This window comes from Winogradskya humida (genome assembly GCF_016862215.1).
Classification (GTDB): Bacteria; Actinomycetota; Actinomycetes; order Mycobacteriales; family Micromonosporaceae; genus Actinoplanes; species Actinoplanes humidus.
Genome location: NZ_BOMN01000151.1, coordinates 17028 through 28325 on the forward strand (window position 1 = coordinate 17028; position 11298 = coordinate 28325).

General features: G+C 69.8%; 6 protein-coding genes. 3 read left to right on the forward strand and 3 right to left on the reverse strand.

Annotated features, from left to right (window positions below; all coding sequences use genetic code 11):
• Positions 1-11: 11 nt before the first annotated feature.
• Entirely contained in the window at positions 12-1463 is a 1452-nt protein-coding gene (locus Ahu01nite_RS48990; protein WP_203843654.1) for a tetratricopeptide repeat protein, read from the forward strand.
• A 192-nt stretch (positions 1464-1655) separates the two neighbouring features.
• On the forward strand, positions 1656-2675 hold the full coding sequence (locus Ahu01nite_RS48995; RefSeq protein WP_203843655.1) for a chymotrypsin family serine protease: 1020 nt from the start codon (positions 1656-1658) through the stop codon (positions 2673-2675).
• 57 nt (positions 2676-2732) lie between these two features.
• Here Ahu01nite_RS48995 and Ahu01nite_RS49000 read toward each other — a convergent pair whose 3' ends face one another.
• Together Ahu01nite_RS49000 and Ahu01nite_RS49005 are read right to left on the reverse strand one after the other, a co-directional pair.
• Entirely contained in the window at positions 2733-3305 is a 573-nt protein-coding gene (locus Ahu01nite_RS49000) for a hypothetical protein (RefSeq protein WP_203843656.1), read from the reverse strand.
• A 68-nt stretch (positions 3306-3373) separates the two neighbouring features.
• Positions 3374-6952, reverse strand: coding sequence for an NB-ARC domain-containing protein (locus Ahu01nite_RS49005; RefSeq protein WP_203843657.1), 3579 nt, complete (start codon positions 6950-6952; stop codon positions 3374-3376).
• A 185-nt stretch (positions 6953-7137) separates the two neighbouring features.
• On the opposite strand from Ahu01nite_RS49005, the gene Ahu01nite_RS49010 reads away from it, so the two are divergent.
• Complete coding sequence (locus Ahu01nite_RS49010) at positions 7138-10128, forward strand: beta-galactosidase (RefSeq protein WP_239159776.1); 2991 nt, start codon at positions 7138-7140, stop codon at positions 10126-10128.
• 107 nt (positions 10129-10235) lie between these two features.
• Here Ahu01nite_RS49010 and Ahu01nite_RS49015 read toward each other — a convergent pair whose 3' ends face one another.
• The gene (locus Ahu01nite_RS49015) at positions 10236-10949 is read right to left on the reverse strand and encodes a hypothetical protein (protein ID WP_203843658.1); all 714 of its coding nucleotides are present in this window, start codon (positions 10947-10949) and stop codon (positions 10236-10238) included.
• Positions 10950-11298: the final 349 nt, after the last annotated feature.

Below are 11298 nucleotides of genomic sequence, written 5' to 3' on the forward strand. Positions count from 1 at the left end.
GATCCCCGACCGTGACCACACCCAGCACGCCCGTGGAGACGGCCTTCGCCCTGCTGGGTGAGGGCCGTCTCGTCGACGCCCAGAACGTGATGACCCGCGAGCTGGAAGCCGTCACGCAGCGGCACGGCGCGGGTAGCCCGGAATGGGCCTCGGTGCAGTGCGACCTCGGCAACGTGCTGATCAACGGCGATCAGCTCGACCGGGCGATCGAGTGCTTCCGGCAGGCCGTCTCCGCCGCTCCCCGCGATCACGAGTCGCACAAGGACCAGCTGACGTACCTGATGAATCTGGGTATGGCCCTGCGGATGGCCGGCCGGCACGACGAGGCCGAGACCGAGCTGCGCCGGGGCCTCGAGGAGCGGCAGGCGTTCTACGGCCGCGAGCACCCCGGGTACGCGTTCGGCCTCCAGCCGCTGGCCGATCTCCTGCTGGAACGCGGCGATCTGCCCGCGGCCCGGCAGGTCATCGAGGAAGCGGTGCAGAACCTCTGGTCGAACAGCCACGCGCACGTCGCGGACGCCATCGCGTTGCGGGCGGCGATCGTCGACGCCGCCGGCTCGCCGGAACCGCTGTTCGCGGGGCTGGACCAGCTGCCGGACGCCGTCGTCGACCGGCTCGCGCGGGGCGTCACCGGGCGCCGGCCTGTGTCCGGGCGGGTGCTCACCGAGCTGGTCGCGGCGTTGGAGGCGCGGCTCGGCGCCGACCACCAGGCGACGCTCAACGGCTGGTCCGCGCTGGCCAACCACGGCCGCGACACCGGGGACCAGGCGGGGCGGGTCGGCGCGATCGAGCGGGTGCTCGCGTCGTACGACCGGCAGGGCCGGGCCGAGGAGGGGCTGATGGCGGCGCTCGGGCTCGCGATGGCGCAGGACGACGCCGGGGAGGCCGAGGCGGGGCTGCGCACGTACGCGTCGGCTTATGAGCGGGCGGAGCGGATCGGCCGCCCGGAGCTGCAGAGTCAGGTGCTGCGCAACTGGGGTCTGGCCCTGAAGGAAGCCGGCCGGCCGGTCCCCGCGGAGCAGCGGCTGACCGAGGCGCTGACCCAGGCACGCCGCGGCGCGGACCACGAGATGGCCGGCCGGGCCGGTGTCGCGCTGGGGCTGTTCCTCCAGCACGAGAACCGGCTGCCGGAGGCCCGCACGGTCCTGGAGGAGTGCCTGCCCGCCATGGACCCGCTGCACCCGGACGCCCTCATCGGCCGCAGCCACCTCGGCGCGGTCCTGGACGGCCGCACCTGCGGGTGCGGTGACCTCCCGGCGACAACCGCGGCGGCATTCCGCGAGTTCGTCATCCACCAGCTGCCCGCCGACCTGCTCGCCCGGCTCGACGTGACGGTCGAGGACGGCGACTTCAGAATCAATGTCGAACTGCAGCGCGAGCCCGCGCAGGCCGAGCTCGAGCAGCTCAACAACGTCATGGAGGCGGCCTACGCGGAATTCCGCCGCCGGCTGGTGCGCAGCTGAGAATGGCACGCCAGAATTGCCGCTGACGGTATCTGCGCCCTTTATCCGGTGACGGAATCCGACTGTATTCGCCGGCCGGCCGAATAGCTGTCGCGAGGCCGACTCCTCCCTGGACTTCCGCTGTCCCGGGCGGCTGTTCTGGTCATGGCCCGCAGCGTATGCCGCGGGCCGCGCAACAGGGGGAGAAATCAGATGCGCGGAAACAGAAGACTGCTGATGTCCGTGGTGGCGGTGGCAACCGCCGTCACCACGGTGCTCGGCACCACACCGGCCCAGGCGGACCCGGGCGGCAACACCAAGCCGCCCGAGAAGCGCACCGTGGCGAAGGCCGAAGGCCTCGCACCGGACCGGGTCACGGCACCGGCGATACCCGCCGCCACCTCGGCCGAGCTGACCACGATCCAGACCAGGATCGCCCGGTACGTGGCCACGAACGGCACGAAGTACACGTTCGCCAGCTACTACGACGCCACTGCGGGCCGGATCGTGCTGAGCACCGACGCGCCCGCCGATGTGGTGTCCACGCTGACCACCGCGGCCAAGGTTTCCTCGGTGCAGGTCCGGCACTCGGGACTCAGTGATGTGTTCAGCCGCCGCGACGACGTCCCGTCGTTCTACGGCGGTGGCGGCATCACCTTCGGCGGGGGTGTCTGCTCATCCGGATATGCGGTGCAGAATTCCGCCGGAACCCGTTTCATGGTCACCGCCGGCCACTGTTTCGCCGATGGCACCACGGTGACCACCGAATCGGGCGCCACCACCTATGGCACGGTTTCCAACCGGCGGTTGCCGACGGTCACCGGCCACGCCCAGGACCTGGAACTGATCGGCGGCTCGTCCTACGCCGGGCGCATCTTCACCGGCGGCGTCACCAGCTCGACCAGCGCGCCCGTGGTGGCGGCCGGCACCGCCTTCGTCGGCTTCGCCAACTACTGCCACAGCGGCCGCACCACCGGTGAGAACTGCGGGCACACCGCAAACAGCATCACCGCCCAGGTGTGTACGCAGACCGGCTGCAAATCCCCGGTGATCGCCTTCACCGGCGGCGTCATGATCCAGGGCGGTGACTCGGGCAGCCCGTTCTACGTCTACGACAGCGCGGGCGGCGCCTGGATCCGCGGCCACATCCTGGCCACCGACGGCACCACCGGCTACGCCGAGCCCTACACCGTCACCGCACCGGAGCTGGGCGTCAGCATCGTCACGGGCTGAACCACCTGCTGGATGGGACGGCCGGGGACCGCGGGGGTGCGGTTCCCGGCCGCGGTGTCAGCGGATCTCGAACGGCCAGGGACCGCCGTAGGACGTCTGCGGGGTGCCGTCGTCGGGGATGAGGACCACCCGGGCGTACAGCTGATAGGAGCCCGGCGGCAGCGCCTCGCCGCCGGCAGCGCAGGACAGTGGCACGAGCTGGGCGGGCAGCGTGCGGGCCTGCCCGGCGGCCAGCTCCCAGCGCACACCCACCGCGTCCTGGGCCATCGGCATGGTCACGATCAGCCCGTCCCGGACCACGAACACGTCGGCGCCGGGCCCGGCCACGCCCCGGACCGCCGCCCCGCTCGTGACCTCGACCTCGCCGGCAACCGGTTGCGTCCCCGCCGGAGCCCCGGCGGGGAAGGTAGCGGTGACCGCCAGCTCACCCGAGTTGAACTCCCACGGCTCCCCGCATGCAGGCCCGACAGCATCCAACGAACGCCCCTCGATCGCCGACGAATCCGGCGGCGCGGCACTCCCGTCGTCCCCACTCGCACACCCGACAAAGACCAGGCCTGCGGCGATGAGTCCCGCGGCAGCCACCCCGGCCGCCCGTTCAGCGTATGTCCAGCGAACCATCCCGGTCACGTCCCCTCCCGGAGTCCTGCCATCCGGCCCCTTGGACGTCCCTCCACCGGCACAGGTTCCGCGACCATTCAGGACGACATGCGTTTCCCGGCGTTTGCCTCGCTCGGTGTTCCTGGTTGCCGCCGGGGCTTCGGGATCTTGGTGGCCGGCCGCCGGAACACGAACTTGTAGAGGCCGGCGCTTCCGCTGACGATCAGCGCATCACCGGAGGGCGTCCAGGCGCACGACATGACGTCGTGGTCGACGCGCATGATCGCGACGATCCTCGAGGTGCTCTCATCCCAGATGCGGACGGCCCGCCCGCTCGCGGCGGCGAGCCAGGAGCCGTCGGGCGACCGGATGACCGCTGTCCTCACACCGGCTATCGAGATCGGCTGGTCACCGGGATCCGCCCAGGCTGCCCGTCCGGCAGGGGCGATGATTTCTTCGCGGGTCTGAGAGTTCCACCGGCGGGTGTGGCCGCTGAAGTCACGGACCGCGATCTCGCTGTTGTCCGGGGAGATGGCCACGTGTCTCGCCCGGCGAACGTATCCCTGCATCTCGGCCAGGCCCTTGCCGGTGGAGAGGTCCCAGACGACGACCGGTCCGAGGTCGCTCGCGGTGGCCAGCCATCGGCTGTCCGGCGCGATAGCCAGGGCACCGTGCCGTAGATCGAGCCCGGGCAGCTCGGCATACGCTTCGCCGGTCGCGGCGTGGTGCAGCCGCACGATGCCACGGCGTCCCAGACCAGGCGTCCAGTCCGATTCCTGCTTGGGCCAGGTGACGAAGCGGGTTGCGTCGGGGGTGAAGGCGATCCTGAGCGTCTCGATCCGGCCGCCAGCGGAGCGTGGCTGGGTACCACCGGTGGCGGCGTCCCAGATCCGGACGGAACCGTCATCCCCCACGGTGCCCAGCCAGGTGCCGTCGGGCGCGATGACGAGCTTGGCGACGCGTCCGGCATGCCCGGTCAGGTCCGCCCGGCGCAGGCCGGTGGCGACGTCCCAGATCCGGGCCACCCCGTCGGTCCCGATGGTGGCCAGCCAACTGGCGTCCGGCGAGATCTGCACCGTGGTGACGGAACTGCCGGGTTCGGTCAGCCGTCGCTGCCTGCCGCTGGCGATGTCCCAGATCCGCACCGACTGATCGTGTCCGGTGCTGGCCAGCCAGCTTCCGTCCGGGGAGATCGCCAGGCCGATCACCCCCGCTGTGTACGCGATGATCTCGCGGTACACGTCACCGGTGGTGACGTCCCAGAGGCGGATGTCTCCGTCATCGGTGATGGTGACCAGTTGGCGGCCATCCGGGGTAGCGATCACGGAGGTGCCGGGGGCACTCGCCGCCGCCCGCCTGCCAGTGCCGGGCAGGCGTAGGTCGTTGCGCAGGGCGACGCGCTCGGCTCCCGTCGTACTGTCTCGGATGGCGACCTCGCCGGATGCGCTCGTCGTCGCGATCCACGAACTGTCAGGGGAGATTGCGAATCCATTCCTCCCCTCGTACGGCTGGGTGAGCTGGCCGCGTTCGACGCCGGTGACACTTTCCCAGACGCTTGTCCGGCCGTCGGCGTCGGCGACGGCCAGCCAGGTGCCGTCGGGGGCGATGGCCAGGCGGGTCAGCCGAAGGTCCGACACCGGTAGCCGAAAGCGCATCCGACCGGTCTCCGCGTCCCAGATCCGGGCTGCGCCATCGTCGCTCAGGGTGGCGATCCAGGTCCCGTCCCCTGCGACACACACGTCCAGAACGGCGCTTCCGGCATCGGCCAGCAGGCAGCGTTGTATGCCACCGGCGATGTCCAGGATTCTGGCCGAACCACCCCCGTCCACCGCCACGATCCAGGTGCCGTCGGGGGAGATCGCCAAGTCGGTGAAGGTGACATCAGGAAAGGAGAAAGCCCGGCGCAGCAGGGGGCTCGGCAGGTCGGGGAGCGGCCACCCGTTGACCAGACCGGGCGTCGACCGTCCGGCAGCCAACGCGGCCGCCTGCTCCTGCCAGAGCGGGTCGAACCCAAGACGACTGAGCAGGATGTCGACAACGGCGTGTTCGGGGTCGGTCGGGGCCAGAAGATGCGCGGCCTGACCGAGGACCCGGCGCAGGCGAGCGGCCTCAGGAAAGTCGAGGTGTCCCAGATCGGTGAACGGCGCCAGCGGGCCGGACAACAGCGTCCGCATGCTGACCCACCTCAGGTCTGTGGCGAGCGTTCGAGCCTGATCCGCGTCGCCAGCTGCCAGAAGGTGCTCGATCAGGTGGTCTCGCAGGTACCGGGCAGATTCCGGGATCAGCCACCAGGCCCGTACCTTGTCGCGCTTATCGGTGACCGGAGCCGGTGCCATGGGTATCCTGCCGGTCAGAGATGTCATCAGGGCGGCATGAAGCCCGGCGACCTTCGCCGTGCCGAGGCTGTCCTCGAGATAGTCCCGCACGACGTCGTGCAGGCCTACGGTGCCGCCTTCGGCGCCCGTCGTCAGTGTCAGCAAGGCGAGATCGGACAGCCGTACGCAGAGCAGGTTCGTCTCCGCCCCGGTCATGCCGCTGGTCGCCTGCCAGAGATCGGCGACCAGGGCAACCGGGATGGCCTCGTCCTCGATGAAGATCGCGAGCTCGGCGAACCGTTCCCGTTCAGCGCCGCTCAACAGGCCGGTGCTCGCCTCGATGGTGGCCGACACGGCCTTTCCCCGCTCCTGCGGATCGTTGACGTTCATCCGGCGGGTGGCGGCGCCGGTCAACCGGTCGACGTGCAGCGCACCATGGCGGTGCAGCTGTTGCAGCAGATCCGCCGCCACCGCGTCGGCGTCACCCGCACCCGCGCGCAGCTGATCGACGATGACCTTGTTGATGAGCCTCAGCAGAAGCGGCCATCGCCCGGTTTCGGTGAGCAGGCCCTCTGTCAGTCCTGCGTCGAGTGACGGCAGGTCTGCGGTGAGGACGCGGCTCGCCTGTTCCTCGGACATCTGATCCACGCGCACCGGGAAACCGTCGGCCCCGACCAGCGACGGGTTGCGGGTGGTCACGAGCCGGGCGGCTTGACCCCTTACCGGGAAGGCTGCGACCTGATCGTCGAACCACACGTCATCCAGGACGACGAGCCGCCGGGGTCCGGTGGCTAGTACCGCCGCGAGGTGCTCGGCGGCCTGGTTGACATCGGCGAAGGGCTGCGCCTGCCGCGGATCGATCTGCCGGACCAGCCCGTTCACGAGCTCTGCCAGGGAACCACGCCGGGCATCGCGGCCTAGCGTGACCCAGTGCACCCTTCCGCCGAACCGGCGCAGGACGCGCCGATCGGCACGGACCAGGCGGGCCACGGTGGTCTTGCCGAAGCCGCCGGCACCGTGCACGGCCGTGGTGATCCCGATCGTGGCGCCGGGTGGACTCGTGTGCAGAGCCCGGACGATGTCGTTCACCTCGCCGGGCCGGTCCACCATCCACGACTCCGGTCGCTGGAGAGCCGGGACCAGTGCCGCCAGCCGGTCGTCGTATCGGCGCTCGGCCCACCAGTACAGCAGCCCGGCGCCGGCGATCAGCAGGACGGAGGCCGCAGTCCAGCGCAGGTAGTGGTCCTCCATCGAAGGGAACCACGGCGCCGTGCCACCGGTTGCCACGTTGACCGCCACCGCGCCGACGGTGGCTGCGGCTGCGGTCAGCAGACCGCCCACCGTCATGAGCCACCAGCGCACCCGCAACCTCCCCTTTCGTGAGCGTTCATATAAGCGCGGAATGACCTGTACTGCCATCCCTCATCTGGACGTGCTCCTCCGGCACCGCCCTGGTGCAGCTCACCGCCGCCATGCATTGACGCAAGTCGATATAAGCAGAAGACTCGAGCGACGCGATGCGACGCGATTTGGTGAAGGTGGCGGGCATGGGCACACGGCGACTGGTCCTTGCGGCGGTGGCAGCACTGCTGCTCCTCACCGGCACGGCAACCCCGGCCCCGGCGGCCTTGGCTGCTGATGCCGTGCCCGATCCTGCTGCGCCGGCCGCTCGTGCGGCATCCGTCCCCGCCTTCCCGCCCGCGTTGGACGCGCCGCCTGCCCCGGCCGCGCGGACTGCCCGGCCTGGGCAGGCGCCGCAGACGGTGGCCTTCGATCAGTATTCGATGATCATCGGGGGGAAGCGGACGTACCTGTGGTCGGGGGAGATGCATCCGTTCCGGTTGCCGAGCCCCGAGCTGTGGCGGGACGTGCTGCAGAAGATGAAGGCGACCGGGTTCAACACCGTGTCGTTCTACTTCGACTGGGGTTATCACTCGCCCGCGCCGGGGGTGTACGACTTCACCGGCGTCCGTGACATGGACCGGCTGCTGACCATCGCGGAGCAGGTCGGGCTGTACGTGATCGCGCGCCCCGGGCCGTACATCAATGCTGAAGCTGATGGTGGTGGGTTTCCGGCCTGGCTGACCACTCAGGCCGGGAGGGCCCGCAGCGACGCGCCCGACTATCTCGCGGCGACCGACGAGTGGCAGAGCGCGATCGACCCGATCATCGCCCGGCACCAGGTGACCGACGGGGGCGGCTCGGTGATCCTCTACCAGATCGAGAACGAGCTCGCCGCGACCGGCGCGAGTCAGCGTAACTACCTGCAGCACCTGTACGACAAGGCGCGCGCGGACGGCATCCAGGTGCCGATCTACCACAACGACAAGGGCCGCAACGGCTACTGGGTGCCGCCGAGCTCGACCGTGCCGGGGACCGTCCCGGGGCCGGTCGACATGTACGCGTTCGACGGCTACCCCGGCGGCACCTGCCGGACGGACGGCACCCCCGGCTCGCCGAACGCCGCCCCGGACTGGGGCATCCAGGGCATCGGCGGGGCGAAGGGCGGCGCCACCGCGTCACCGGCGACGCCCGGGTTCGTGGCGGAGTTCGGCGGTGGGTGGTTCGACTACTGGGGGAGCGTCGGGACGTACCCGTGCACCGCCGTCCGCGAGGGTAACGGTTACGAACGGGTCTTCTACGGCACCAACATCGCCAACCGGATCACCGTGCAGAACTTCTACATGACCTTCGGTGGCACGTCGTGGGGCTGGCTGCCGGCGCCGGTCGTCTACAGCTCGTACGACTACGGCGCGGCGATCGACGAGGCCCGCCGGCTACGCCCGAAGACCGCCGCCCTGCGCGAGCTCGGTTACTTCGTGCAGAGCGTGACGCCGTTGACCAAGGTGGACAAGGGCCCGGATGTGGTCACCTCGTCGACGGCGGTGCGCATCGAGCACACGGTCAACCCGGACACCGGCACGCACTTCTACTTCGCCGTGCACAACCCGTCCAGTGCGACCACCGACGATGCGTTCACCTTCCCGCTGGAGACCGCTGACGGTTCGTACACCGTGCCCCTGCGGCTCAACGGCCAGGACGCCAAAACCCTGGTCGCCCACTATGACCTGCAGGGCCACCATCTCGTCTACTCCACTTCCGAGATCGAGACCCATCTGCGTACGGGCACAGCGCTGCTCTACGGCCGCAACGGTGACCAGGGCGAGACGGTCCTGCGCTACCCGAGCCGCCCGACAGTCCAGGTGCTCGACGGAACGGCGACGGTCAACTACAACGACACCACCAAGGACCTCACCCTCGGGTACGCGCACAGCGGCCTGATCCGCATCCGGATCAGCACCCCCGGCCGCCAGGATCTGACGCTGCTGATCGCCGACCAGTCAACAGCGGACGGTTTCTGGCGCGTCGGCGATGTCCTCGCGCGCGGCCCGCTGCTCGTGCGCACCGCGACCACGCACGGCGGGATCCTCGCGCTGACCGGCGACACCGACGCACCCGCCGACCTCGAGGTGTGGCCGTCCACTTCGGCCCGGCTGCTCACATGGAACGGCGTGCTGGTGCCCTTCCGGCGTACCGAAAGCGGCAGTCTGAAAGCTCTCCACCGCCTGCCCGGAGCGGCCCCGGTCACCCTGCCTGCCCTGACCCGCTGGAAGTTCGCGCCGGAGTCACCCGAGGCAGCGCCCGCCTTCGACGACACGACCTGGCGCACCGCCGACCTGACCAGCACCAACAGCACCACCAAACCTCCGGCCGGGCAGCCGGTCCTCACCGCCGACGACTACGGCTTCCACCACGGCGACATCTGGTACCGCGGCCACTTCACCGGCGCGGCACCGCAGAGCGTCAGCCTGGACTTCGGCGGCGGCGGCGCGGGCCTCCTGCAAGCCTGGCTGGACGGCGTCTACCTCGGCCAGTCGGTCCTCCCGACCGGCGTCGCGGCCCCACCCACGCGCGGCACGGCGACATTCACGCTCCCACCGACGGACGACGGCCCCCACACCCTCTCGGTCATGGTGCGCAACAACGCCCACAACGAGGACGGCGGCGTGAACGACGCCCACAAGGAAGGCCGCGGCCTGATCGCTGTCTCCCTGACCGCGGCCTGGCGCCTCCAGGGCGCCACCGGCACGGAGAAACTACGAGGACCCCTCAACAACGGCGGCCTGTACGGCGAACGCGCAGGCTGGTACCTCCCCGGCTTCTCCGACCGCACCTGGTCGTCGCGCACAGCCCCGGACACCGACGCCCCCGCCGGCACCTCGTGGTACCGCACCACCTTCGACCTGCACGTCCCCACCGGCCACGACGCCTCCCTCGCCCTGACCATCGGCGACCCGTCCGTCCCCCGCTCAGGCGGCCACTACCGAGCCCTGATCTTCGTCAACGGCTGGAACATGGGCCAGTACATCGCCGACGTCGGCCCCCAGCACACCTTCGTCCTCCCCACCGGCGTCCTCCGCCCCAACGGCCGCAACACGATCGCCCTCGCAGTCACCAGCGACGGCGGCCCTTCCAACGCCCTCGAAGCCATCCACCTCACCAACCTCGCCACCGTCCGCGGCGGCCCCACGCACTGACCGGCAGCCCCCGATGGTCGCGGCTCCGAAGGTCGCGGCAATACCGCTGCGACTCGCTGCGCGCGCGGACCGCGGCAGATGAGGATGCGGCGCAGCGCCGCAGTCCGTCATGCCGGAGAGGTCGCCGCAGGCCCGAGCCTCAATCGTAGATGTTCCTTGCTTTCGGAATGCAGCTTCCCTGCCTGTTCCGCGGTGGTGAGACCATCGCGAATATCCGCCTCGCTGACCAGCAGGAATTTCGCCAGCTCGTGGATTGAGGTTTCTAGGGGTAGCTGGGGCGTCCATCGCAGTACCGCTTCCAGATCCTGCGAGAGGCGCGAGCTCCTGACAGCCGCGCTACGCGCGAGCCAAACGGGAGCCGCTACAGCCTCGGACCAGAATTGCAGCAACCAGTGGTAGCGGAATCCGGGGCGGTCCTCGGCGTCCTCTCGTCGGCGGGCGATCCGGACGCGGAACCATTCGCCGTTGCCAAGCTCGAGGTCGACTTGCTCGCCAGGGCCACAGGTCACCCAGGCGAGAGATATCGTGCCGGAGCTTGCTCGATACGGTGTCTCGAGCACGTCGTCGAACTGTGGTTGGCCGTCGGGCGGCGGTTCGTCGTGCAGTTCGAGGCGAACTAGATGATCGTCCAGGTCGGGGGCATCGGCGTAGATCCAGCCGGCGCCTGACCCGGCGAACGTGCCGTTCGGCGTGTCGCCCCGGTCGCGGTAGTGCGGTATTTCCGGCTCCTCGTCGGGCCACTCGACGGCTGGGTCGTTCAGGACGAGGAGGCTGTACTCCGGACGATAGTCGTCGGCTTCGAACTCCCGCAGAACGCCCATTCGTATCAAGCTAGCGAAGTTCGCTGCTCACCATCGTGTGAACGCCGAGGCCGCGGAGTGGGTCTCCCCAATGCGATTGACGCACTCGCATCGGCTACGAGCGGGCGTCGGCGAGTCCTCGGCAGCCATAACGCCGTGTAGCGAGCGGAACGCGGCATGAGAATGTGCCGCCGGAGTAGTGGTCGAAGATTGGTTTGTTGCTCGATCGCGGCAGGGTTGCTGCCATTGCCGAGCGAAGTACGGCGTGGGCGGGCCTCGCGAAGAAGACGGGCAGGATTTCCTCCGTTACGCAGGAATGCCTGCCTGTGTCCGGCGTGTCCGCGTAGAGCCACCACGTCGCCCATGTGGC